This is a genomic window from Streptomyces sp. NBC_01077 (assembly GCF_045162855.1).
Taxonomy (GTDB): Bacteria; Actinomycetota; Actinomycetes; order Streptomycetales; family Streptomycetaceae; genus Streptomyces.
This window is the reverse complement of the sequence record NZ_CP108669.1, coordinates 2122019-2145629: the sequence shown is the minus strand read 5'-3', so window position 1 is coordinate 2145629 and position 23611 is coordinate 2122019. Positions and strand designations below refer to the sequence as shown.

Annotated in this window: 23 protein-coding genes and 1 pseudogene; 12 read left to right on the top strand and 12 right to left on the bottom strand. The window is 72.5% G+C overall.

Annotated elements, in window-relative coordinates; all coding sequences use genetic code 11:
• The first annotated feature begins 1 nt into the window (after nucleotide 1).
• Nucleotides 2-2887 carry an aminomethyl-transferring glycine dehydrogenase gene (gene gcvP, locus OG462_RS09540; RefSeq protein ID WP_406056381.1) on the top strand — a complete coding sequence of 962 codons (2886 nt, stop codon included), beginning with the start codon at nucleotides 2-4 and terminating at the stop codon, nucleotides 2885-2887.
• 80 nt (nucleotides 2888-2967) lie between these two features.
• Here the strand turns inward: gcvP and OG462_RS09535 are convergent, their stop codons facing one another.
• On the bottom strand, nucleotides 2968-3174 hold the full coding sequence (locus OG462_RS09535) for a DUF5999 family protein (protein ID WP_030316472.1): 207 nt from the start codon (nucleotides 3172-3174) through the stop codon (nucleotides 2968-2970).
• Nucleotides 3175-3505: 331 nt separating this feature from the next.
• The gene (locus OG462_RS09530) at nucleotides 3506-4096 is read right to left on the bottom strand and encodes a hypothetical protein (RefSeq protein WP_406056378.1); all 591 of its coding nucleotides are present in this window, start codon (nucleotides 4094-4096) and stop codon (nucleotides 3506-3508) included.
• A 481-nt stretch (nucleotides 4097-4577) separates the two neighbouring features.
• Between OG462_RS09530 and OG462_RS09525 the strand changes: the two genes are divergently transcribed.
• Together OG462_RS09525 and OG462_RS09520 are read left to right on the top strand one after the other, a co-directional pair.
• The gene (locus tag OG462_RS09525) at nucleotides 4578-6077 is read left to right on the top strand and encodes a glutamate--cysteine ligase (RefSeq protein ID WP_406056377.1); all 1500 of its coding nucleotides are present in this window, start codon (nucleotides 4578-4580) and stop codon (nucleotides 6075-6077) included.
• Between the two features lie 131 nt (nucleotides 6078-6208).
• Complete coding sequence (locus OG462_RS09520; RefSeq protein WP_406056375.1) at nucleotides 6209-6991, top strand: CPBP family intramembrane glutamic endopeptidase; 783 nt, start codon at nucleotides 6209-6211, stop codon at nucleotides 6989-6991.
• A gap of 83 nt (nucleotides 6992-7074) precedes the next feature.
• Here the strand turns inward: OG462_RS09520 and OG462_RS09515 are convergent, their stop codons facing one another.
• Nucleotides 7075-7884 carry a PhzF family phenazine biosynthesis protein gene (locus OG462_RS09515; RefSeq protein WP_406056372.1) on the bottom strand — a complete coding sequence of 270 codons (810 nt, stop codon included), beginning with the start codon at nucleotides 7882-7884 and terminating at the stop codon, nucleotides 7075-7077.
• Between the two features lie 182 nt (nucleotides 7885-8066).
• On the opposite strand from OG462_RS09515, the gene OG462_RS09510 reads away from it, so the two are divergent.
• Nucleotides 8067-8690: a PadR family transcriptional regulator gene (locus OG462_RS09510; protein WP_406056370.1), complete on the top strand. Its 624-nt coding sequence runs from the start codon at nucleotides 8067-8069 to the stop codon at nucleotides 8688-8690.
• A 154-nt stretch (nucleotides 8691-8844) separates the two neighbouring features.
• Here OG462_RS09510 and OG462_RS09505 read toward each other — a convergent pair whose 3' ends face one another.
• Together OG462_RS09505 and OG462_RS09500 are read right to left on the bottom strand one after the other, a co-directional pair.
• Entirely contained in the window at nucleotides 8845-9273 is a 429-nt protein-coding gene (locus tag OG462_RS09505; RefSeq protein WP_406056368.1) for an SRPBCC family protein, read from the bottom strand.
• Nucleotides 9274-9342: 69 nt separating this feature from the next.
• Nucleotides 9343-9567 (bottom strand): hypothetical protein, encoded by a 225-nt coding sequence (locus OG462_RS09500; protein ID WP_406056366.1) that lies wholly within the window; start codon nucleotides 9565-9567, stop codon nucleotides 9343-9345.
• 295 nt (nucleotides 9568-9862) lie between these two features.
• Here OG462_RS09500 and OG462_RS09495 point away from each other — a divergent pair, with 295 nt between their 5' ends.
• The 3 genes from OG462_RS09495 to OG462_RS09485 all read left to right on the top strand — a co-directional run bounded on the left by OG462_RS09495 (nucleotide 9863) and on the right by OG462_RS09485 (nucleotide 12629).
• Complete coding sequence (locus tag OG462_RS09495) at nucleotides 9863-10417, top strand: Clp protease N-terminal domain-containing protein (RefSeq protein WP_406056364.1); 555 nt, start codon at nucleotides 9863-9865, stop codon at nucleotides 10415-10417.
• A 41-nt stretch (nucleotides 10418-10458) separates the two neighbouring features.
• Entirely contained in the window at nucleotides 10459-11487 is a 1029-nt protein-coding gene (locus OG462_RS09490; RefSeq protein ID WP_406056362.1) for an EamA family transporter, read from the top strand.
• A 176-nt stretch (nucleotides 11488-11663) separates the two neighbouring features.
• On the top strand, nucleotides 11664-12629 hold the full coding sequence (locus OG462_RS09485) for a DMT family transporter (RefSeq protein WP_406056360.1): 966 nt from the start codon (nucleotides 11664-11666) through the stop codon (nucleotides 12627-12629).
• A 106-nt stretch (nucleotides 12630-12735) separates the two neighbouring features.
• Here the strand turns inward: OG462_RS09485 and OG462_RS09480 are convergent, their stop codons facing one another.
• A complete protein-coding gene (locus OG462_RS09480) occupies nucleotides 12736-13380 on the bottom strand; it encodes an FMN-binding negative transcriptional regulator (RefSeq protein ID WP_406056358.1) in 645 nt (214 codons plus the stop codon).
• Nucleotides 13381-13409: 29 nt separating this feature from the next.
• Entirely contained in the window at nucleotides 13410-14135 is a 726-nt protein-coding gene (locus OG462_RS09475) for a pyridoxamine 5'-phosphate oxidase family protein (RefSeq protein WP_406056356.1), read from the bottom strand.
• A gap of 35 nt (nucleotides 14136-14170) precedes the next feature.
• Between OG462_RS09475 and OG462_RS09470 the strand changes: the two genes are divergently transcribed.
• Nucleotides 14171-15505 (top strand): aminotransferase class I/II-fold pyridoxal phosphate-dependent enzyme, encoded by a 1335-nt coding sequence (locus OG462_RS09470; RefSeq protein WP_406056354.1) that lies wholly within the window; start codon nucleotides 14171-14173, stop codon nucleotides 15503-15505.
• A 177-nt stretch (nucleotides 15506-15682) separates the two neighbouring features.
• On the opposite strand, the gene OG462_RS09465 is transcribed toward OG462_RS09470, so the two are convergent.
• The gene (locus OG462_RS09465) at nucleotides 15683-16735 is read right to left on the bottom strand and encodes a DMT family transporter (RefSeq protein WP_406056352.1); all 1053 of its coding nucleotides are present in this window, start codon (nucleotides 16733-16735) and stop codon (nucleotides 15683-15685) included.
• A gap of 73 nt (nucleotides 16736-16808) precedes the next feature.
• On the opposite strand from OG462_RS09465, the gene OG462_RS09460 reads away from it, so the two are divergent.
• Entirely contained in the window at nucleotides 16809-17711 is a 903-nt protein-coding gene (locus tag OG462_RS09460; protein WP_406056351.1) for a LysR substrate-binding domain-containing protein, read from the top strand.
• 93 nt (nucleotides 17712-17804) lie between these two features.
• Here the strand turns inward: OG462_RS09460 and OG462_RS09455 are convergent, their stop codons facing one another.
• Nucleotides 17805-18272, bottom strand: coding sequence for a pyridoxamine 5'-phosphate oxidase family protein (locus OG462_RS09455; protein WP_406056349.1), 468 nt, complete (start codon nucleotides 18270-18272; stop codon nucleotides 17805-17807).
• A gap of 78 nt (nucleotides 18273-18350) precedes the next feature.
• On the opposite strand from OG462_RS09455, the gene OG462_RS09450 reads away from it, so the two are divergent.
• Nucleotides 18351-19058: a cysteine hydrolase gene (locus OG462_RS09450; RefSeq protein ID WP_406056347.1), complete on the top strand. Its 708-nt coding sequence runs from the start codon at nucleotides 18351-18353 to the stop codon at nucleotides 19056-19058.
• Here the strand turns inward: OG462_RS09450 and OG462_RS09445 are convergent.
• On the bottom strand, nucleotides 19045-19449 hold the full coding sequence (locus tag OG462_RS09445) for a Rieske 2Fe-2S domain-containing protein (RefSeq protein ID WP_406056345.1): 405 nt from the start codon (nucleotides 19447-19449) through the stop codon (nucleotides 19045-19047). The genes OG462_RS09450 and OG462_RS09445 overlap by 14 nt on opposite strands.
• Nucleotides 19450-19798: 349 nt before the next feature.
• Here OG462_RS09445 and OG462_RS09440 point away from each other — a divergent pair, with 349 nt between their 5' ends.
• Entirely contained in the window at nucleotides 19799-20446 is a 648-nt protein-coding gene (locus OG462_RS09440; RefSeq protein ID WP_406066443.1) for an alpha/beta fold hydrolase, read from the top strand.
• Between the two features lie 176 nt (nucleotides 20447-20622).
• Complete coding sequence (locus tag OG462_RS09435) at nucleotides 20623-21384, top strand: MerR family transcriptional regulator (protein ID WP_406056343.1); 762 nt, start codon at nucleotides 20623-20625, stop codon at nucleotides 21382-21384.
• Between the two features lie 83 nt (nucleotides 21385-21467).
• On the opposite strand, the gene OG462_RS09430 is transcribed toward OG462_RS09435, so the two are convergent.
• Both OG462_RS09430 and OG462_RS09425 read right to left on the bottom strand, forming a co-directional pair.
• Nucleotides 21468-22169 carry an adenosylcobinamide amidohydrolase gene (locus OG462_RS09430; protein ID WP_406056341.1) on the bottom strand — a complete coding sequence of 234 codons (702 nt, stop codon included), beginning with the start codon at nucleotides 22167-22169 and terminating at the stop codon, nucleotides 21468-21470.
• Between the two features lie 194 nt (nucleotides 22170-22363).
• Nucleotides 22364-23571: pseudogene (locus OG462_RS09425) on the bottom strand (IS701 family transposase).
• Between the last annotated feature and the right edge of the window lie 40 nt (nucleotides 23572-23611).

Here is a 23611-nt window from a genome sequence, read left to right as displayed (position 1 = left end):
CATGACCGCCAACCGCATTCCGCTCTCCGAACTCGAACAGGGCATCCCGTTCGAGCAGCGGCACATCGGGCCCGACGCCGAGGCGCGCGCCAAGATGCTCGCCCAGGTCGGCTACGGCTCCCTCGACGAGCTCACGGCCGCCGCGGTGCCGGACGTCATCAAGAACACCGAGGCCCTGGGCCTGCCGGCCGCGCGCACGGAGGCCGAGGTCCTGGCCGAGCTGCGTACGCTCGCCGACCGCAACCAGGTCCTCGCGCCCATGATCGGTCTCGGCTACTACGGGACCTTCACGCCGCCGGTGATCCTGCGGAACGTGATGGAGAATCCCGCCTGGTACACGGCGTACACGCCGTACCAGCCGGAGATCTCGCAGGGGCGTCTCGAGGCCCTGCTGAACTTCCAGACCGTCGTCGCCGACCTGACGGGGCTGCCGACCTCCGGGGCGTCCCTGCTCGACGAGGGCACCGCCGCCGCCGAGGCCATGGCGCTCTCCCGGCGCGTCGGCAAGGTCAAGAACGGCGTCTTCCTCATCGACGCCGACGCCCTGCCGCAGACGATCGCCGTCATCGAGACCCGCGCCGAGCCGACCGGTGTCGAGGTCGTCGTCGCGGACCTGAGCGCGGGCATTCCGGCCGAGATCGCCGAGCGCGGTGTCTTCGGCGTGCTCCTGCAGTACCCCGGCGCCTCCGGTGCCGTCCGCGACATCAAGCCGCTGATCGACGCCGCCCACGAGCTCGGCGCGATCGTCACCGTCGCCGCCGACCTGCTCGCGCTGACCCTGCTCACCTCGCCCGGCGAGCTGGGCGCGGACATCGCCGTCGGTACGACGCAGCGCTTCGGTGTTCCCATGGGCTTCGGCGGTCCCCACGCCGGTTACATGGCCGTCCAGGACAAGCACGCCCGCTCCCTGCCCGGCCGTCTGGTGGGCGTGTCCGTCGACGCCGACGGCAACCGCGCGTACCGCCTGGCCCTGCAGACCCGCGAGCAGCACATCCGCCGTGAGAAGGCCACCAGCAACATCTGTACCGCCCAGGTGCTGCTCGCGGTCATGGCCGGTATGTACGCCGTCTACCACGGCCCCGACGGCCTCAAGGGCATCGCGCAGCGCACCCACCGGTACGCCGCGATCCTCGCCGCCGGCCTCACCGCCGGGGGCGTGGAGCTCACCCAGGGTGCCTTCTTCGACACCCTCACCGCCCGTGTGCCCGGCAAGGCCGACGAGGTCGTGGCCGCCGCCCGCGAGGCCGGTGTGAACCTCTACCGCGTCGACGCCGACCACGTGTCGATGTCGTGCGACGAGACCACCGGGCGTGCCCAGCTCGCCGCCGTGTGGGGCGCCTTCGGTGTCACCGCCGACGTCGAGGCGCTGGACGCCGCCACCGAGGACACGCTGCCGGCCGGTCTGCTGCGCTCCGACGCGTACATGACCCACCCGGTCTTCCACGCGCACCGCTCCGAGACCTCGATGCTGCGCTACCTGCGCAAGCTCGCCGACCGCGACTACGCGCTCGACCGCGGCATGATCCCGCTCGGCTCCTGCACGATGAAGCTGAACGCGACGACCGAGATGGAGGCGGTGACCTGGCCCGAGTTCGGTCAGATGCACCCCTTCGCCCCGGTCGAGCAGGCGCAGGGCTACCTCACGCTCATCACCGAGCTGGAGGAGCGTCTCGCCGAGGTCACCGGCTACGACAAGGTGTCGATCCAGCCGAACGCCGGTTCGCAGGGCGAGCTGGCCGGTCTCCTCGCCGTCCGTGCCTACCACCGCGCCAACGGTGACGAGCAGCGCACCGTCTGCCTCATCCCGTCCTCCGCGCACGGCACCAACGCCGCCTCCGCGGTGATGGCCGGCATGAAGGTCGTCGTCGTGAAGACCGCCGACGACGGCGAGGTCGACGTCGCGGACCTGCGCGCCAAGATCGAGCAGTACCGCGACGAGCTGTCCGTGCTGATGATCACCTACCCGTCGACGCACGGCGTCTTCGAGGAGCACGTCGCCGACATCTGCGCCGAGGTGCACGAGGCCGGTGGCCAGGTGTACGTCGACGGTGCCAACCTGAACGCACTGGTCGGTCTGGCCAAGCCGGGGCACTTCGGCGGCGACGTCTCGCACCTGAACCTGCACAAGACCTTCTGCATCCCGCACGGCGGTGGCGGCCCGGGCGTCGGCCCGGTCGGTGTCCGCGCGCACCTCGCCCCGTACCTGCCGAACCACCCGCTCCAGCCCGCCGCGGGCCCGGAGACCGGCGTCGGCCCGATCTCGGCCGCCCCGTGGGGCTCCGCGGGCATCCTGCCGATCTCGTGGTCGTACGTGCGTCTGATGGGCGGCGAGGGCCTCAAGCGCGCCACCCAGGTCGCCGTCCTCGCGGCGAACTACATCGCCAAGCGCCTGGAGCCGCACTTCCCGGTGCTCTACACCGGCCCGGCCGGTCTGGTCGCCCACGAGTGCATCGTGGACCTGCGTCCGCTGTCCAAGGCGACGGGCGTCACGGTCGACGACATCGCGAAGCGCCTCATCGACTACGGCTTCCACGCGCCGACGATGTCGTTCCCGGTGGCCGGCACCCTGATGATCGAGCCGACCGAGTCCGAGGACCTGACCGAGCTGGACCGCTTCTGCGACACGATGATCGCGATCCGGGCCGAGATCGAGAAGGTCGCCTCGGGCCAGTGGCCCGCCGACGACAACCCGCTGCACAACGCCCCGCACACCGCGGCCGCGCTGGGCGGCGAGTGGAACCACGCGTACACGCGGGACGAGGCGGTCTTCCCGGCCGGTGTCTCCGCCGCGGACAAGTACTGGCCGCCGGTGCGCCGCATCGACGGTGCGTTCGGCGACCGGAACCTGGTCTGCTCCTGCCCGCCGCTGGACGAGTACGACAACTGAGCATGATGCGAGGGCCGGTGCGGAGTTTCTCTCCGGGCCGGCCCTCGGTGTTTCCCTCGTACGGCGCCGAGACCGCGTCCTCAGGCGGCGGTCGTCACCTGGCCCGCCGACAGCGGCCGGTGCGGGGCGATGATCTGCCCGTCCGGCAGCAGTTCACCGGTGTCCTCGAAGAGCAGGACGCCGTTGCACAGCAGGCTCCAGCCCTGTTCCGGGTGGTGTGCCGTCAGTCGGGCCGCCTCGCGGTCGGCGGAGTCGGCGGTGGGACAGGCAGGCTGGTGCTGGCACATGGGTGGGTTCTTTCGCTGCGTCGTGGTGGATGTCCTGCGGCTCTTCGCGCTCATCGCCGCCCCCGTCGGTCGGTTCGGTTCCGATCCCAGTCTTGCCCCATGGACGCTCTTCCGCAGGGATTCGCGGCAGCTCGTCCTTTCCTGGGAAGACGCATCACCCGCAGGGGCGGTTCAGGTCAACTGCACCGTCTTTTCGGGTGGTTCGGGGTGGTCCCAGCGGGCTAGTCCGTACGGGAGGGCTGTTCGGACGGCGCGTTCGGGCCGATCGCTCGGACAGCAGTGCGCCCCGTGACCCGGGTGGGTCACGGGGCGGCGACGCTCGTGCGGTGGATCAGGCGGGCGCCGCCGAGCCCAGGAGGGGCGGCGGCGCGAGGCGCGTGGTGAGCACGGGCAGGAGGTCGGCGACCTGGTACGGGCGGTACGCGGCGATCCCCGGCGGGGCGGGGGCCAGCGGCACCATCAGATCCGCCGCGGCCGGGGCGGTGGTGGCGCCGTCCGTCTCCGGTTCGGCGTGCAGCCAGAGGGTCAGCATGTAGAGCTCCGGCACGGAGAGCAGTCGCGGCTGGTACGGACCGGGCAGCGCCTCGGCCTGGAGCAGCGCCCGCTCCGTGGCGGTGACGTACGGGCCCTCGAAGAAGTGCGAGAAGGACCAGCCGTCCGGGGTCAGCATGGTGTCCGCGGCGGCGATCGCCCGGCCCCCGTTCCTGATCAGGAAGCGCCAGCCGGTGAGACGGGTGCGGGGTGCCTGTCCCGGCGTCCCGGCGACGCCGAGGACGTGTACGGGCAGGGGGAGTTCGGGGCTCAGTGGTCCCTGCGCTGCCCGCAGAGCGGGTGTTCGAGCCTCGCGGACGGCGGTCGGCGAGCCGAGGGCCGCGAGGACACTGCGGAGGGCCGGCGCAGGGGCCGGGGAGGGTCGGAGCATGGTGGGTCGCCTCTCACTCAGGAGACACGGTGATGCGTGGGCAGGTACGACGGCGCTGTCGGCGGCGGGGCCAGAGGAGGGCCATGAGGCCATGACCGGGCGCCAACACTCTGCCTCGTCCGCGGAGTTTATACGACACGTGTTCACGGAGTGTTTCCGCTAGACGGCGCAGATATTCCTGACAAGGCGTCATCAAGCCGTAAAACAAGGGTCGTAGCAGCGGAATCGTGTGGGTGGTGGTGCTCCCACCTGCGTATTCCACGCAGAGCCGGACGGCTGAATTCATTCCCCGAGTTCCGGGACAATAGGACATTGGTATATGTCGATTGTTCCGTGCCCTCGGGATGTGACGGCGGAGCGCAGCATCCAGCCTATCCTCCGACAGCCCTCCTTCGCAGGCGTTGTGGATCAGCGGGCTGGGCATCATCGTCCGTGACGCGCGGCCGTCGTGGCGGCTGCCCACTCTGGAAGGGACGCTTCGATGGGGGAGAAGGTCGTGGCCGACGGGTTCGGCCCGTCCGACCGGCAGCAGTACCGGAGAAAGCTCCAGCAGTGTCTCGCGGGGCTCGCGAGGCTGCTGGCGGAGAAGAGGTTCGACCGCCCGCGCAATCTCATGGGCGTGGAGATCGAACTCAATCTCGCCGGTGCCGACGGACTGCCCCGCATGCTGAACGGGCCGGTTCTGGAAAAGATCGCGAGCCCCGATTTCCAGACGGAACTCGGAATGTTCAACCTCGAAGTGAACATCGCACCCCACCAGCTCGGCGGGCGCGTATTCGACCGGCTCGCGGAGGAGATCGGCACCGGAATCGGATATGCCGACCGCAAGGCCGCGGAACTCGACGCGGGCGTCGTCATGATCGGCATACTGCCGACCCTGACGCAGGACGACCTGGTACCCGAGAACCTCTCGTCGGCCGACCGCTACACGCTCCTCAACGACCAGATCCTCGCCGCGAGGGGCGAGGACTTCACGCTCGACATCCACGGTGTCGAACGGCTCCTCTGCACCTCGGAGTCGATCGTTCCGGAGGCGGCCTGCACCTCGGTCCAGCTCCACCTCCAGGTGACCCCGGCCCGGTTCGCCGCCGTGTGGAACGCGGCGCAGGCCGTGTCGGGCGTCCAGATCGCGCTCGGCGCCAACGCCCCCTTCGTCTTCGGGCGCGAGCTGTGGCGCGAGTCCAGGCCGCCGCTCTTCCAGCAGGCCACCGACACCCGGCCGCCCGAACTGCAGGCCCAGGGCGTCCGGCCGCGTACCTGGTTCGGAGAGCGGTGGGTGGACTCGGTGTACGACCTCTTCGAGGAGAATCTGCGCTACTTCCCCGCGCTGCTGCCGATCTGCGACGAGGAGGACCCGCTCCTCGTCCTCGACCAGGGCGGGGTGCCGCGCCTGCAGGAGCTCGTCCTGCACAACGGCACGGTCTACCGCTGGAACCGGCCCGTGTACGGCTGGGTCGACGGCGTCCCGCACCTGCGCGTCGAGAACCGGGTGCTGCCGGCCGGGCCGACCGTCACCGACGTCATCGCCAACGCGGCCTTCTACTACGGGCTCGTCCGCTCACTCGCCGACGACCCCCGGCCGGTCTGGAAACGGATGGCCTTCGAGGACGCCGAGGCCAACTTCGACACGGCCTGCCGGCACGGCATCGAGGCGGAGCTGCGCTGGCCCCGCTCGGGCCGCGCGGGCGGCATCGCGACCGTCCCCGCGGTACGGCTCGTCCTCGACGAACTGCTTCCGCTGGCCTCGGCCGGGCTCGACGCCTGGCACATCGAGCCCGCCGACCGGGACTTCTACCTCGGCGTGATCGAACAGCGCTGTCTGCGGCGGGTGAACGGCGCCTCCTGGCAGGCCGACACCTTCCACAAGGCCCTGGAGACGGGCCTCGACCGCGAGGCGGCGCTCGCGGCGACCACCCGCCGCTACCGGGCCCTCATGCACGCGGGGGAGCCGGTGCACACCTGGCCGGTGGGGATCGACTGAGCACGGCTCCCGGGGCGGGCGGGGTCGCGGGCGGGGGCGGTGGCCGATCATGACAAAGTGATCGGGGTGCCGCCGGAACGGCGCCCGTCCGCGACCGGGAAGTGGAGACAGGTGTGGTGTCGGAGCAACGAGTGAGTGACGCTTCCCTGCCCCCCGAGGGGCTGCCGCGCCGGGTGCTGCGCTCCGAGACGCTCATCGTCCTCGCGCTCTCGCTCGGAGCGAGCGGCGTGTCGTCGCTCATCAGCTTCATCGGCTCGCTCACCAAGTCCGGGGCGCTGAAGGAGCAGGCGGCCACGCTCAACGGCTCGTACGCGCCGGGGCGGCCGTGGCTCGACCTCTCCTGGCAGCTCTTCGGCATCGCCACGGCCCTCGTGCCGGTCCTCCTCGTCGCCCATCTGCTGATGCGCGAGGGGTCGGGGCTGCGCGCCATCGGCTTCGACCGGACCCGGCCCTGGCCCGACCTCGGTCGCGGGACGCTGCTCGCGGCGGGCATCGGGAGCGCCGGCCTCGCCTTCTACCTGGCGGCGCGGGCGACCGGGTTCAACCTCACCGTGGTGCCCGAGTCGCTGCCCGAGGTGTGGTGGAAGTACCCGGTGCTGATCCTCTCGGCGATCCAGAACTCCGTCCTGGAGGAGGTCGTCGTCGTCGGCTATCTGCTGCGCAGACTCGGGCAGTTGGGGTGGACGCCGATGGCCGCTCTGGTGGCGAGTTCGGTGCTGCGCGGTTCGTACCACCTCTACCAGGGGATCGGCGGCTTCCTCGGCAACGTGGTGATGGGCGTGGTCTTCGTCCTGCTGTACCGGCGCTGGGGGCGGGTCGGGCCCCTGGTCGTGGCGCACGCGCTGCTCGACATCGTGGCCTTCGTCGGATACGGGCTGCTCGCGGGCAAGGTGGGGTGGCTGCCCACCGTGTGAGGCCTGCGGCATGGCCTTCGGGAGTGTGAGGAAGGGGCGTACGGGTTCTCCGTACGCCCCTTCCGCGTTCCGCGGCCGCGAGGTCAGGCGTGCAGGTCGCCCTCGATGACCGTGACCGCGTGGCCGTTCAGGAGGGTGCGGTCGCCGCGCAGGCGCGTACGGACGATGCCCGTGCGGGTGCCGCCCTGGAGGCCGACGAGGTCGTCGCGGCCGAACCGGGCCGACCAGTAGGGGGCGAGCGCGGTGTGGGCGCTGCCGGTCACCGGGTCCTCGTCGATGCCGACACCGGGGAAGAAGCCGCGGGAGACGAAGTCGTAGCCGCTGTCCGGGTGTTCGGCGGCGGCGGTCGCGATGATGCCGCGCGAGGAGAGGCCCTTGAGCGCGGCGAAGTCCGGCGCGAGCGCGCGCACGGCCGGCTCGTCACGCAGTTCGACGACGAGGTCGCCGATGTGGTCGGCGGTGTCGTGGACGGCGACGACCTCGGCGCCGAGCGCCTTCTCCAGGCCGTCGGGGACGGGGACCGGGGTCAGGGAGGAGGTCGGGAAGTCCATCGTGATCGTGCCGTCGGCCTCGGCGGTGGCGCCGAGGATGCCGCAGCGGGCCGCGAAGCGGACGGGGCCGCTCGCCGTACCGGTGGAGTGCAGGACGTGGGCGGTGGCCAGTGTGGCGTGGCCGCACATGTCGACCTCGGTGGTGGGGGTGAACCAGCGCAGGGCCCAGTCCGCCTCGCCGCCGGCGGGCAGCGGGTGGGCGAAGGCCGTCTCGGAGAGGTTGACCTCCGCGGCGACCCGCTGGAGCCAGGCGTCATCCGGGAAGGAGTCCAGGAGCAGGACTCCGGCGGGGTTGCCGGAGAAGGGCTGGTCGGTGAAGGCGTCGACGATTCGGATCCGCATGTCGCCGACCGTACCGGGGGCGGAATCCGGCGGGCCAAGGCCAATCGCGGAGAACTGGCTGGGGCCCATGACCTGCGGGGACCGGTGAAGCAGTCGGGATGCTTGCTCGCCGAACAGTTCCGATATATCGTTGACGCATCGCGACAGTTCAACGAGTGAATCCCGATGGAAGGAGCGTTGCGATGCGTTCACATGGACACGAGTACGGAAACGGACACGGAGCCGGCCGTGGAGGCTGCGGCCCCGGGCCTCGCGGTGACTTCGAGGGGCGGCGCGCGGCGTTCGGTCCCTTCGGGCCGGGCTTCGGCGGTGGCGGCCCCTTCGGGGGCGGGCCTTTCGGCGGCGGACGCGGTGGCGGCCGGGGACGGGCGCGGCGCGGTGACGTGCGTGCCTCGATCCTGGCGCTCCTGAAGGATCGCCCGATGCACGGCTACGAGATGATCCGGGAGATCGGCGAGCGCAGCGACGGGGCCTGGAAGCCCAGTCCCGGCTCGGTGTACCCGACCCTCCAGATGCTGGAGGACGAGGGGCTGATCACCAGCGCGAGCGAGGGCGGCAAGAAGCTGTTCACGCTCACCGACACCGGGCGTGCCGAGGCCGAGGAGGGCCCCGACGCCCCCTGGGAGGAGGCCGGGCGCGGCGTCGACTGGGAGGCCCTGAACGAGGTCCGGCAGTCCGGCTTCGGTCTGATGGAGGCGTTCGGGCAGGTCTGGAAGACCGGCAGCGCCGAGCAGCGCCAGAAGGCCGTCGGCGTGATCAACGAGGCCCGCAAGAAGCTGTACCTGATCCTGGCCGACGAGCACTGACCGGTGTCGGTCGACGGCCGGGATCGGCCATGACCGGCACCCGATGGCGGCCGAGTGCGACCTGGCCGGTGCCCCTTGACGGGCCGAGATCGACCGAGGGGCCCCGTGGTGCTTGCCGCGGGGCCCCTCGGCGTACGTGTGTGAGGGGCGGCTCTCAGGCCACCAGGCCCGAGAGCTTGCGGAGCGACTCGGTCAGGGCCGCCGTCGCCGAGTCCTTGAGCTTGCCCGCCATCAGCGAGACCGCCGCGCCGGTGAACTCGCCGTCGATCCGGACCGTCGTCGCGTCCCCGTCCGGGGCGAGGGAGTAGCGGGTGGTGACGAGCACCCCCATCGGGCCCTTGCCCTTGATGGCGAAGGCGCGCTCGGACTCCAGCTCCTCGACCGTCCAGAGCACCTCGGCGGGGAAGCCCATCAGCTTCATGTTCTCGGTGAAGGTGGCGCCCGCCTCCAGGGTTTCCGGGCCGCCGTTCGGGAAATTGGTGTGGGTGGCGTTCCACTCGCCGTACGAGGAGAAGTCCACGAGCTGCGCCCAGACCTTTCCGGCCGGTGCCTCGATCCGTGCCTCCGCGCTGACTTCGGCCATGAGACCACCCCTTCACGCGTACCAACTGGGTTCCGGTGTCGCGGAACGTAGCCGGGTGGCCGTGAACATTCAATACTGATGAACCGTCAGTTCTGCGGCGGCCGGCCCCGCCCCGTCGCCGATCCACCAGATCTCGGACGCGTCGAAGCTGTCGGAGGCGCGCGGCGCCCCGTCCTCCTCGTGGCAGTGGAAGGCCGCCCAGAACAGATCGGCCGGCAGCGCCTCCCGGGGTGCGTACACCCGGTAGACGTACTGCCGCCCGTCGAGCGCGGGCAGAGCAACCATCCAGAACACGACCGGAAGACGTGCGGGGAAGGGCATGTGGTTGCGTCGGGGGCGCAAAGCAAGGCGGCGCGCGCCCCATGGGGGCAACGCGCGCGATCTCATCCGTAAGGAGGAGGAACCGTGCGCGCGTGCCCAACTCCGGTGGGATGCGGACATGCTTCTCCCTGGCGATGCCCCGGCCACCCGGGCCTGATGAGGTGGGAGAGTGCACCGTCCTGTCCCGATTCCCCAGCAGCCACTCCGGCAGCCCGTCGCCCCCGCCGCTTCGCGTGCGGAGCTCACGCCCTTTCTGACGCCGTCCCTCATGACGGTCGTGACCGGCGCGCGCCGCAGAGCACTCCGGGACGGCGACCGGCAGATCGACACCGCGCACCTCCTGCACTCGCTCATCGAGTCCGACTCCGACGTCGGAGCCGCGTTCGAGGGCGGCCATCAGCTCGCCCGCGTCCTCGGCTACCTCGTGCAGCGTTCCATCGGATACGGCCTGCGCTGGCAGCGCTCGGTCGAGGACTCGGGCACCCGGCGCCTGCTGCCCGCCACGCGGGGGGCGGAGGCCCAGGACGGCCGGGCCTCCGGCTGGTCGCCGGCCGCGTCCGGGGCCCTGGAGGAGGCCTTCCGGCGGGCCGCGGAACGCGGTGAGACCCAGGCGCGCGGCCTCGACCTCCTCGCCGTCATCGCCGCCGATCCGGAGAGCCGGGCCGCCGAGGTGCTGCGCCGCGCCGGCGTCGATCCCGCCGCGCTGAGCGGCCGTGCCGGGGGTCGTATCGACGCCGTTTCGCCCACTCGGGCGGCCGATTCGCCCACTCAGGCGGAAGAGTCTGTTCCGTGGCGCGACGGGGAGCCGTCTCAACAGGTGTAAAGGGGGTTACGCCCCTGACCGCGTCCTGTCATCATGGCCCGATGCACGCGTCTCAGGGGAGAAGCGCCGGCCTGGGACTAGCCCTGGCCTCGGCCTTCGCATTCGGTGGTTCAGGAGTGGCGGCCAAGCCGCTCATCGAGGCGGGACTCGACCCGCTCCATGTGGTGTGGCTCCGGGTCGCCGGCGCCGCACTCGTCATGCTCCCGGTGGCCTGGCGCCACCGGGACCTCCTGCGTCGCAAACCCGCTCTCCTCGTGGGCTTCGGCCTGCTCGCCGTCGCCGGTGTCCAGGCCTTCTACTTCGCCTCGATCTCCCGCATCCCCGTCGGCGTCGCGCTGCTCATCGAGTACCTCGCCCCGGCCCTCGTCCTCGGCTGGGTCCGCTTCGTCCAGCGCCGGCCCGTCACCCGCGCCGCCGCCCTCGGCGTCGTTCTGGCCGTCGGCGGTCTCGCCTGCGTCGTCCAGGTCTGGTCCGGACTCACCTTCGACCTCGTCGGACTGCTCCTGGCGCTCGCCGCCGCCTGCTGCCAGGTCGGCTACTTCGTCCTCTCCGACCAGGGCTCGGGCGAGGCCGAACAGGCGGACCCGATCGGAGTCATCGCGTACGGACTGCTCGTCGGCGCACTCGTCCTCACCGTCGTCGCCCGCCCGTGGGGCATGGACTGGGCCCTGCTCGGCGGCAGCGCCGACATGGACGGCAACGCCGTGCCGGCGTGGCTGCTGCTCGGCTGGATCGTGCTGATCGCCACCGTGCTGGCGTACGTCACCGGCGTCGTCTCGGTGCGCCGGCTCTCGCCGCAGGTGGCGGGTGTCGTGGCCTGTCTCGAGGCCGTCATCGCGACCGTCCTCGCCTGGGTGCTGCTCGGTGAGCACCTCGACGTGCCGCAGATCATCGGCGGCGCGGTGGTCCTGGTCGGGGCCTTCATCGCCCAGTCCTCGACGCCGAAGGCGCCCGCGGCGGGACCCGTGGCAGGTTCGGCGACGGACGATGCAGGAGAGGCCGGGCTCGTGGGTACCTCCGGAGAGCCCGGCCGGGACACCGAGTTGTCCGCCCGGCGGACCGCCCCGTAGGGTGCCGATCATGCATTCGACCGTGCTTCCGCCTCCCGCCGCCTAGCGCGCGCGGAGACTCTCCCCGACGAAGACCGGGCTCGGCCGGGCGGCTTATCGCCCCCGAGCGGTTCGTCGCTGCCCGCGCGCGGAGCCGAGCGACCACCTTTCCCTCCTGTCTTCCACGGAGAAGTCACGTGTCGAACTCTTCGGAATCCGCCCTGTCCGTCGGGCGGAGCCTGCTCTATCTGATCGTCGCCGGGATCGCCTGGGGCACGGCGGGCGCCGCCGCCTCGCTGATCTTCCGCATCAGCGACATGGGCCCGCTGGCCCTGTCCTTCTGGCGGTGCGTCGGCGGTCTCGTCCTGCTGCTCGGGGCGCTCGCCCTGCGGCCCCGGCGCCGGGTCGCCCGTACGGCCGTGGAATCGCGCGGCCGGCGGACGGCCCGCATCCTCGGTACGGGGATCGGGCTCACCGTCTTCCAGAGCGCCTACTTCGCCGCCGTCCAGGCCACCGGCCTGGCGGTCGGCACGGTCGTCACGCTGGGCGCGGGACCCGTCCTCATCGCGGTCGGTGCCCGGCTCACCATGGGTGAGCGCCTCGGCCGCGGCGGCATCGCCGCCGTCACCGGGGCGCTCGCCGGGCTCGTCGTCCTCGTCCTCGGCGGCGGGGCCGCGGAGGTCCGGCCGCTGGGTGTGGTCCTCGCGGTCGTCTCGGCGGCCGGATACGCGGCGATCACCCTGCTCACGCGCTATCTCGGCCGTGACGGCGGCCGCACGGACGCGCTGTCCACCACGACCTGGGCCTTCGCGATCGGGGCGGTCGGGCTGCTGCCCGCGGCGCTCGCGGAGGGACTCGTACCGCAGACGGACGCGCCGGTGAGCGTGCTGCTCCTGATCGTGTACGTGGCTGCCGTGCCGACCGCGCTCGCGTACGCGCTGTACTTCGCGGGGGCGGCGGTCGTCCGGGCCGCCACCGTCTCCGTGATCATGCTCCTGGAGCCGGTGAGCGCGGCCGTGATCGCGGTCTCGCTGCTCGGTGAGCGGCTCACCGCCGCCATCGTGCTCGGCACGCTGCTGCTGCTTGCCGCCGTCACGGGCCTCGCTCTCGCGGAGGCACGGACGGCGGTGGCGGAACGCCGGCGGGAGGCCGTGGCGGTGTAGGCGCTGGCCTTGGCGATGCGGGCCATGGCGGTGCAGGTCGTGGCGGTGCGGGCCGTGCTCTCTGCCGCCGGGGCGCGGGATCTGCGCCGGCGCCCCGGCGGTGGTGTCAGCCGGTCGTGCGGCGGCGCAGTTGGTGGGCCCGTGCCGCCAGGTCGCCGGGGCCCTCGCGCTCGGCGAGCCGGTCCATGACGCGGTCCTGGATCTCCGGGGGCTTGTTGCCCGCGTACTTGAACTTGGCCCGCACCTCGGTCACCTCCAGGCTCAGCACCCGGATGCCGGACAGGAGACGGCCGAACGGGGCCTCGCCCGGGGCGGCGGGTGCGGTGCCGCCGTCCGGCTGGAAGTGGGCGACCTGGCGGTTGAGGAGCTCCGCCTTCTCCGCCGGGTCGTCGACCACGTGCGCGGTGCAGCGCAGCTGGACGGCGGCGTAGTACGAGGTGGGAGTGCCGTGAGCGGTCGGCGTGCCCTCGGGGGCCGTCCACACGCCCGGTACGAAGACATAGTCGTCGACGACGCTGAGCAGGACCGTCGGGTTCGCCTCCAGGGCGCGCCACAGAGGGTTCGGGCGGGCCAGGTGGGTCAGCACCCGGCCGTAGGGGCCGGGCTCGGCCTCGTACCGGAAGTGCATCGGCTGTACCCACGGCGGGTCTCCGGGCAGGCCGTTGACGGCGAGCTGCCCGAAGTCGTGCCGGGAGAGCCAGTCGCGCCACTCGCCCTCGTCGTGGGGGGCGTCCCAGGGGTGGATCAGCATCGTCCGTCCCTCCGTCGTTCGTGCCTTCTCTAGAGCGCGGCCAGGTAGTCGGGCAGGGCGACGGCCGGGTCGAGGTCGTCGGCCGGGACAGGCGCGCCGTAGCCGCCGCGCACCGGGACGACGCCGGACCAGTGGGGGAGGGCGAGGTCCTCGGGGTCGTCGTTGGGGCCGCCGGTGCGGACCTTCGCCGAGACCTCGTTCAGGTCGAGGCGGATCACGGCCGTGGCGGCTAGCTCCTTGGCGTTCCCGGGGCGTGAGTCTGCCGAGCGGCCGGGCACGACGTGGTCGACCAGGGCATCGAGGGCCGTCCGCAGTTCCTCGGGGTCGGTGACCTGGTGGGCGGTGCCGTGGACGACGACCGAGCGGTAGTTGAGGGAGTGGTGGAAGGCGGAGCGGGCGAGCACGAGGCCGTCGACGTGGGTCACGGTCAGGCAGACGGGCAGACCGGGGGCCGCGACGCCGTCGCCGGCCGCGCGCAGCGGCCGCGAGCCGGTCGAACCGTGGACGTAGAGGCGGTCGCCGACGCGGCCGAACAGCGTGGGGAGCACGACCGGCGCGCCGTCCCGTACGAACCCGAGGTGGCAGACGTAGGCCTCGTCGAGTATCGAGTGGACCAGCGCCTTGTCGTACGACGCGCGCTCGCGGGAGCGGGTGGGCACGGTCCGGTCGGTCGGCGCGTAGGCGTCGGCGACGGCAGCGGTGTCGGCGGTGGTGTCGACAGCAGCGTCGGCAGCAGTGTCGGCGGCGGTGCTCATTGCGTACTCCATTGCACTAGTGCATACTTGTGTTTGTGCTAGGAGAGTATCGGATCGAAGGTCGTCGCGCATCGGACATCGCCGCGAGTGTGGAGCGCGGAGTGGGTGACGGGGCTCTGCACCCCGGTCAACTGCTGCCACCCATGCGGGAGTTGGCGGCCACGCTCGGCGTGAACCCGAACACCGTCGCCGCCGCCTACCGCACCCTGCGCGAGCGCGGGGTCATCGAGACGGACGGGCGGCGCGGCAGCCGGGTGCGCCCGCGCCCCGCCACGACCGCGCGCGGCTCGATCCGGGTGGAGGCACCGGCCGGGGTCCGCGACGTGAGCAACGGCAGCCCGGACCCCGTCCTGCTGCCACCCCTCGGCGAGGCCTTCGCCGAGGTCGCACGGAGGTACGCCGAACAGCCCGGCATGTACGGAGAAGCCCCCGTCGACGAGGAGTTCGGGCGCCTCGCGCGCGCCGCCTTCGACGCGGACGGAGTGCCGGACGGGCCCATCGGCGTCACGTCCGGGTCCCTCGACGCCGTCGAGCGCGTGCTCGCCGTCCACCTCCGGCCGGGCGACGCCGTCGCCGTCGAGGACCCGGGCTGGGGCAGCCTCCTCGACCTGGTGCCCGCGCTCGGGCTGCGCCCCGTGCCGATCGCCGTCGACGACGAGGGCCCGCTGCCCGAGGAGGTCGAGCGTGCGATCCGGAACGACGGGGCGCGGGCCGTGATCGTGACCGACCGGGCGCAGAACCCGACCGGCGCGTGCGTGACGGAGGGCCGGGCGCGGGAACTCCGGCGGGTACTCGCCGGACACCCCGGAGTGCTGCTCATCGAGGACGACCACGGGCACGGCATCGTCGCGCAGCCGCTGCACCCGCTGGCCGGGGGCACCGACCGCTGGGTGCTGATCCGCTCGGTCGCCAAGGCCTATGGGCCCGACCTGCGGATCGCCGCCTTCACGGGCGACGCCGAGACCGTCGACCGGGTGCTCGGACGGCAGCGGCTCGGACCCGGCTGGGTCAGCCGCCTCCTCCAGCGGACCGTCGCCCACCTCTGGGCCACCGAGGCCGTGGACCCCGCCGCCGTCGCGCGCTCGTACGGGAAGCGGCGCGACGGACTCGTACGGGCCCTGGCCCGGCGCGGTATCGAGGCCCACGGGCGCAGCGGCATGAACGTGTGGGTCCCCGTCGCCGACGAGACGGGCGCGGTGGCCGGGCTGATGGCCTCGGGGTGGGCGGTGGCGCCGGGTGCGCGGTTCCGCATGAACGCGGGGCCGGCCGTACGGCTCACCGTGTCGGGCCTCGCGGACGCGGACGTCGAGCCGCTGGCCGATGCCGTGGCGCGGGCGGCGGGGCCGGTGGTGGCGCGGAGCTATGGGTGAGCCTTGGCCCCTCCCCGCCACCCCCCGCCGTGTGGGCGATCGTCCCGCATGGGGGTCCCCCCTGGACGAAGTCCTCGGGGGAGGGACGGGCGGGCGCACGGGACGGCGCCCTCTGGCGGCGCCTCCGCTCCTTGTGCCTGCGCCCGCCCCCACAGCTTGGCGCGCACGGGGTGCGGGTCAGGGTGCGGAAGCCTGGGCCCGGCAAGGGGCGCCGTCCGTTGTGCCCACCCGTTCCGCCCCAGCGGAACGAATGCCCACAACGGGCGTGGGGCGGGGCTTCGGCGGGGGTGTCGTGCGGCGGGTCTGGGTCAGGGCCGCGCCCGCGAGGACCACGATCGCGCCGACCGGGGTGTTCCAGGTGAGCTGCTCGTTCAGGAGGGCGACGCCCGCCGCCGTGGCGATGACCGGGATGAAGTACGTGACCATGGCGGCCGTCGTCGGGCCGACCTCCGCGACCACCCCGTACTGGAGCAGCATCGCGTACCCCGTACCGAGCGCGCCGAGCGCGATCACGGCGAGCAGCGGCAGCAGCTCCACCGACTCCGGGAGCGAGGTGAACAGCGGGGTGACGATGGCCAGTTGCAGGGTCGCGAGCCCGACCTGTGAGCCGGCCAGCGAGAGGTTCGAGACACCGGTGCCGCTGAGCGTCCTGCGGACGTAGATCCAGCCGACCGCGTAGCTGAAGGAGGCCAGCAGGGCCAGCGCCGTGCCCGTCACGTCGACCCCCGAGAACCCCTGCCACGCGCCGAGGACGGTGAGCACCCCCATGAAGCCGATGCCCAGACCGGCCGCGCGGACTCGGGTCGGACGGTCCTCGGAGAGCGCCACGAGGGAGAGCAGCATGCCCCACAGCGGCGTCGTCGCGTTGCAGATGCCCGCGAGCGTCGACGGGATGGTCAGCTCGGCGTACGCGAAGAGGGAGAACGGCAGCGCGTTGAGGAGGAAGGCCGCGACCGTCAGGTGACCCCAGACGCGGGCGCCGCGCGGCAGCCGGTCGCGCTTCACGACCAGGGCGACGGCGAGCACCGCCGTACCGAAGAGAAGCCGCCCGAAGGTGACCTGGAACGGCGCGAAGCCCTCCGTACCGACCTTGATGAAGACGAAGCTGAAACCCCAGATCAGAGCCAGTACGCCGAATCGGACGCGCCAGTCGACCAGGCGTGAGGCGACGCCGGGAGCGAGGGCGGGGGCGGGGGCGGGTGACGGGGAGGGCGGGGCTGCGGGGCTCATGCACTCAGGGTGACGGGCCCCATCTCTTAGAACAAGCGAGATTTCCTCGACCCCTTCCCTTAGCATTGCTTACATGTTGAATCTGGAGCGCCTGCGCACCCTCGACGCCGTCGCCCGGCACGGCTCGGTCAGCGGCGCGGCCGACGGACTGCACGTCACGACCTCCGCCGTCTCCCAGCAGCTGTCCAAGCTGGAGCGCGAGGTGGGACAGCAACTCCTCGCCAAGAACGGCCGGGGGGTGCGGCTCACCGACGCCGGCCTGCTGCTCGCCGAGCACGCCGCCCGGATCCTCTCCCAGGTCCAGGTGGCCCAGGCGGACATCGAGGCCCAGCGCGGCCAGGTCGTGGGCGAGGTGCGGGTGGCGGCCTTCCCGACGGCGGCCCGGGGGCTCTTCCCGGCCGCGCTCGCCGCCCTGCGCGAGGGACACCCCGACCTCCGGGTCCGCACGACGGAACTGGAGCCCGAGCACGGGGTGCGCGCGGTGCTGCGCGGCGACGCGGACCTCGCCCTCGTCCTGGACTGGAGCAACAAGCGGGCGCCGGTGCCCGGCGGCCTCGAGCGCGCCCATCTCCTCGACGACACCGCCGACGTGGCCCTGCCCGCCGGGCACCCGCTGGCCGGGTGTGAGGCGGTGGACCTGGTGGACTTCGCCGACGAGGAGTGGGTGTCCTGGCCCGAGGGCGAGTTCTGTCACGACTGGCTGATGTTCACGCTGCGCTCGCAGGGCATCGAGCCCCGCATCGGGCACCTGGCGGGGGAGCACCACACGCAGCTGGCGCTCGTCGCGGCCGGACTCGGGGTGTGCGTCACGCCCAGGCTGGGGCGGCCCCTGCCGGAGGGGGTCGTCTTCGTGCCCGTACGGCAGCCGGTGCGGCGCCATATCTATGCCACCTGGCGTGCCGACGCGGGCCGCCGTCCCTCCGTGCGGGCGGTCGTCGGCGCGCTGCGGGCGGCGGCCGAGCCGCTCGGGAGCTGACCCGGTCCACTCCGCCGTCCGCCGTCCGCCGTTGCCTGTCAGTTGTCAGTTGTCCCCGTCTCCCGCCTTTCCCTCTCGGCCCCTCGCCTTCCGTCAGAGGCCGGCGAGTTTGCGGAAGTCCCAGGAGGCGATCGCGTCCGGTGTCAGTCGCATCCAGGCGTGCCGGCCGTCGTGCGGCATCGCGTCCAGGCCGAAGTTCTTGGCGGCGAAGAGCTGCTCGGGCACGTCGAGTTCGGGGCACGGCTCTCCCGTACGCGGTGCCTCGCCGACGAAGGTGACCGTGCCCGACAGCTCCACGCCGCGCAGGTCGCCGTACTCCTCGCCGTCGTCCACCACCACGGCGATCCTCGGGTCGGCCCGCAGCTCCGCCCAACGGCGGCTGCGCGTCAGCGAGTACAGCCAGAACGAGGAGCCGTCCCAGACGAACCAGAGCGCGCTCACATGCGGGCGGCCGTCGGCGGAGACCGTCGCGACCCGGCAGGTGCGCTGTTCGGCGAGGTAGGAGTCGAGCTCGGCCGGGGTCATCATGATCCGGCGTCCACGGCGCTGTGCGACGGTCATCGTCCGCACCCTTCTGGATTTCTGATGAGACGTCAGAAAGCATGGAGGGCCATTCGCGCGCATGCAAGGGGAGAGACCATGGGGCAGAGTGCGAGAGAACGGCTCGACGAGCGGATCCGCCCGGACGGTGGGGTCGTGCTGCTCACCGTCGAGTGCCAGCAGGGGGTCGTCGGCCCGGAGAGCGCGCTGCCCGAACTGGCAGCCGTCGCCCGCGCGTCGGGGGCCCTGCGGAACGTCGCCCGGCTCGTCGCCGCCGCGCACGGGGCGGACGTCCAGGTCATCCACGCCGTCGCCGAACGGCGCCCCGACGGACGGGGCGCCAACAGCAACGCCCGGCTCTTCCGGGCCGCCGCCCGTCTTCCCGTACAGCAGCACAGCGGGAGTACGGCGGTACGGATCGCCGAACCGATCCAGGTCGCCGAGCAGGACCTCGTCGTGCGGCGTCTGCACGGGCTGTCGCCGCTCGCCGGGACCGATGTCGACCCGCTGCTCCGCAACCTCGGCTGCCGGACCCTGATCGTCACCGGCGTCTCCGCCAACGTGGCCATACCCAACGCGGTCTTCGACGCCGTCAACCTCGGCTACACGGTGGTCGTGCCCGCGGACGCCATCGCGGGGGTGCCGGCCGACTACACCCCCGCGATGATCCGTCACACCCTCGCGCTCGTCGCCACGATCACCACGACCGACGAGGTACTCGCCTGCTGGAAGACACCCAGGCGGACCGGGTCCGCCGGGAGCGCGCCGGGCGCCGGGAGTGCCGGGGGTGTCGTCAGCCGAGGCTGATCGCGTCGCCCACCACCTGGATCGGGGTCGGCGGCAGGGGGGAGCCGGCCGGGCCGGACTTCACGCTGCCGTCCGACACGTCGAAGTGGCTCTGGTGGCACGGGCAGACGATGACCCCGTCCTTGATGCTGCTCACGGCGCAGCCGGCGTGGGTGCACTTCGAGGAGAAGGCCTTGAACTCGCCGGCCGTGGGTTGGGTGATCACCAGGCCCTTGTCGGCGAGGATCTTCCCGCCGCCCACCGGGATGTCCCCGGTCTTGGCGAGGGTGCCGCCGCCCTCCGGCGCCGCGTCCTTGCCGCTCGTGTCACTGCCCCCGCAAGCGGCGAGTACCGCGACGAGCCCCGTGCCGCCCGCTGCCGCGACGACCGTCCGGCGTGCCACTGCGCTCATGTGCTGCCCCTCTTCCCTCGGTCTACTCCGTGCGCCCGACGGTACGGCTCCGACCTGTGTTCCGTTCACAGGATCGAGCGTTCGCCTCCCTCCAGTTCTGATGAGAGTGTCTGACCCGACATCCGGTGAGGGAACTGTCAGCCGGGGTCCGTATCTGACGGACCGTGCGACCTGGCAGACTGCGGGCCTCACGGTCGTCTCCCCCGTGTCGTGAGCGGACCGCTCCACCGGGGAAGCGGCAAGCCACTCCTGGAGGCCCCATGGCGCAGCAGCCCGGACACGCGGCGGTCCGCACGAGCGGATGGTCACGCCGACCACCGCACCGGTGGGGGAGCGGGGCGAGCGCCCGATGACGCTGTGCCCCACCCGGCGTGCCGACCCCGGCGCCCTCGTCGTCCGCAGCGCACCCGCCGTGCCCGCCGCCGCCGTGCTGCTGCTCCACGGCGGCCGCGCCGACGGCCCCGAGCCGCCGCCCGTGCTCAACCTGCCCGCGCTGCGCATGCGCCCCTTCGCCACCGCCGTGAATCGCGCCGTCAGAGGCCGGGACGTGCTGGTCGCCGAGGTGCGCTACCGCCACCGCGGCTGGAACGGCGAGAGCGCCGACGCCGCACGGGACGCCGAGAGCGCGCTCGTACGCCTCCGGGAACAGGCCGGGCCCGTACCCGTCGTCCTCCTCGGCCACTCGATGGGCGGCCGCGCCGCACTCGCCGCCGCGGGCGACCCCGCCGTCCGCGGTGTCGTCGCCCTCGCGCCCTGGTGCCCCACCGACGAGCCCGTCGACCACCTCGGCGGCCGGCGGCTCTACCTGCTCCACGACGAGAGCGACCGCGTCACCTCGGCCCGCGCGTCCTGGGACTTCGTCCGCAGGGCCCGCGCGGCGGGCGCGGACGCGGCGGGCATCCCGATGCCGACGGGCGGCCACGCGATGCTGCGCGGCGCCCACCTGTGGCACCGGCGCGCGGCCGAACTCACGGCGGCGCTGCTCTCCCACGGCTGAGCCGTCCCACCGCTCTCCCACGGCTGAGTCGCCCCACCGGGCTGCCGCGGGTGCGGGGGCGGCGGTGAGCCGGAAACCTGGATGCGGGACTTGAAGCTGCCGCAACGGAAGCTCCTACCGTTCGGAGCAGGGCCGGAACGACCGGCCCGGTGACGCGCTCGTGAGGGGAGACGGCGATGGCCTGGCCCACCGCGGAGGTCGCCCGGATGTCGGGTGTGACGGCCCGGACCCTGCGGCATTACGACGAGATCGGACTGCTGCCGCCCGCGTGGATCGGTACCAACGGGCACCGCTACTACGAGGAAGGCCAGCTGCTGCGACTGCAGCAGATCCTCGTGCTGCGGGCACTGGGTCTCGGACTGCCCGAGATCGGCGGGGTCCTGGCCGAGCAGGTCGACGAGGTGGAGGCCCTGCGAGGCCACCACCGTCGCCTGCTCGCCGAGCGCGACCGACTCGGCGCCCTGGCCGCCACCGTCTCCCGCACGATCGCCGAACTGGAGCAGTCCAGGAAGGACGGCAGACGCATGAGCGAGATCAACCGACCGGAGAACCTCTTCGAGGGCGTCCGGCCCTCCCAGTACGGGGAGAACCTGCGGGAGTTCCCGGAGCTGGCCGACGCCGTCGAGCGGTACGGCGCGACGCTGAGCGAGGACCGGGTCGAGGCCGGGCACCGCGAGCGTACGGCCCAGATGATCCGCCTGGCGGAACTCATGGCGGCCGGAACGCCCGCGGACGCCGATGCGGTGCGGGCCGAGATCGAAACCCAGTACCGGACGCTGACCGAACTCCGGGAGGTCCCCGCGGACGAGTTCCTGGCGATCGGACGCGCCTGCGTGGAGAACGAGCGGTGGCGCACGGCGTACGAGGCGATCGCGCCGGGCCTGGCCGCCTATCAGCGGGACGCGATCGCGGCGTACGTGAGGGCCGGGCTGGGCTGAACCCAGAGAGTCTGGGCTGAACCCAAGGGTCCGGTCCGGTGGACCGACGGGTCCGGACCCGTCGGTCCACCGGACCGGGCGCCTCAGCCGACCCGCCCCGTGTCCTCAGCGGAGATCAGGCCCGCGCACGCCGCCCGCGTCGCCCCGTGGACCGCGCGGGCCAGGCGCGCGCCCCACAGGGAGCGCGGGCCCGCGAACGGTTCGGCTTCGTTGCCGGTGGGCACCGGAGCGGCCACGCAGACGGCGTCCGTGGGCGTGCCTGAGGCGTCCGCGCCCAGTTCCACCAGGGCCTGCACCTTCGCCTCGGTGGCGGTGGCGACCGCGTTGACGAGCGCCGCGTCCGTGAGGGGGACCGGCAGCGACACGATGATGTTGATCGTCCCGGGCCGGGGGATCGTGACGCCGCCGACTCCCGGTGCGGCGGCCCACCCCCGTACCCCGATCCCGGCGGTGACGACGGCCCGCGCACCGCCGTCCTCGGCGTGACGCCGGTCCGCGACCGACGCCGCCGTCATCAGCCCCACGCCCGGGCCCACGAGCCCCGCCCCGGCGGCCAGGTCGCGGAGGTGGGCGACGGGATCGAGCCGGTCGTAGCCGGGCGGGACCTGGGCGTTGATCACCCACTCCCGCTCGCCGATGCCGCCGCCGAGCACCGCGCTCGACACCATGCGGACGCCCGGCCCCGGGGTCCACACCAGAAGCGGCCACTCACGGCTCTGCTCCGTGTGCGTGAGGAGAGCCGCGCCGGCGAGAGAGGCGCTGGTCAGGAGGGTTCGGGCAGGCATCCCCACACCCTAGGCCGTGTCCGGAAAGTCCCGCCTGGCCTGCGGGCGGGCGGCGCTAGTTTCCGGACACGACCTAGTAGTGCTTTGTTAGGTGGTGTCGTAGGGCTGCCATGGGACGGTCTGTCGGCAGATGGGGCAGGTGCCGGTCCAGGTGGCGATGAGCTGTTGGAGGAGGTCCAGGGCCTGGTAGAGGGTCAGGCCCTGGCAGGGGCTTTTGGGTGTCTCCGCTGTTCGGTCAGGAACAGGTGGGCGGCGGTGACGAGGGTGACGTGCCGGTGCCAGCCGGCGAACGAACGGCCCTCGAAGTGGTCCAGGCCCAGGGCTGTTTTCAGCTCGCGGTAGTCGTGCTCGATCCGCCACCGGGCTTTTGCCAGCCGGACCAGATCCCTGGCGGGGATATCGGGTGGCAGGTTCGAGATCCAGTACTGCACCGGTTCGCGCTCGCCCTCGGGCCACCGGGCGATCAGCCAGGACAGCCCGATCGTGCCGTCGGCGGCCGGTTTCGGGCGACGGCCCGCGAGCCGGACGCGCAGGAAACGAAGTGCGAGCTCATCGCCGCCTTCGATCCCTTGCGCCAGGTCACGGTCCGACCGCGGCCGCGACCTGCGGCCAGTATGTGCTCGCGCAATGACACGGGCCGGGTGCGGTAGCGGGGCAGCGGCCTGGGGCCGAGCCCGCCGTACTCGGGCTGGTGCGGCACCGCGTCCCGGCCGTGGGCGGTCATCTCGCCCTTGGCCTGCAGCACCCAGGCCAGGCCGCGTTCGTCCAGGCCGTGGCGGAAGTCGGCGTTCGCGCCGTAGCCGGTATCGGCGACCAGGACGGCGGGCCGCAGCCCGGAGCCGGCGAGTTCGTCGAGCATGTCCAGGGCGAGCTGCCACTTGGGACGGTGGCGCTCGTCGTCGGGGATCCGGCAGGCCCGCCTGCGGGCCTGGGCGTCGGGACCGTCCCAGGCGGCGGGCAGGAACAGGCGCCAGGACAACGGGCACGAAGCCTCCTCGGAGGCGGCGTGGACACTGACGCCGATCTGGCAGTTGCCGACCTTGCCCAGGGTGCCCGAGTACTGCCGGGCCACCCCGGCCGAGGAACGGCCTTCCTTGGGGAAGCCGGTGTCGTCCACCACCCACACCTGCGGCTGCACGACGGCCACCGCCCGCCACGCCAGCCGGGCGCGCACGTCCCTGACCTGCCACGTCGAGGTCGTGATGAACTGCTGCAACTGCTGGTGATCGACACCGAGCCGTTCAGCCATCGGCTGCATCGACTTCCTGCGGCCGTCCAGCAGCAGCCCCCGCAGATATAACGCGCCCTTCGCTCTCTGGTCCCGACGCACCAACGGCGCGAACACCTCCGCCGCGAAACCCTCCAACCGGCCCCGCACCGCGGCAAGCTCCCCAGCCCTCATACAGCCAGCGAACTACCACCCACCCACCACGACAAGACCA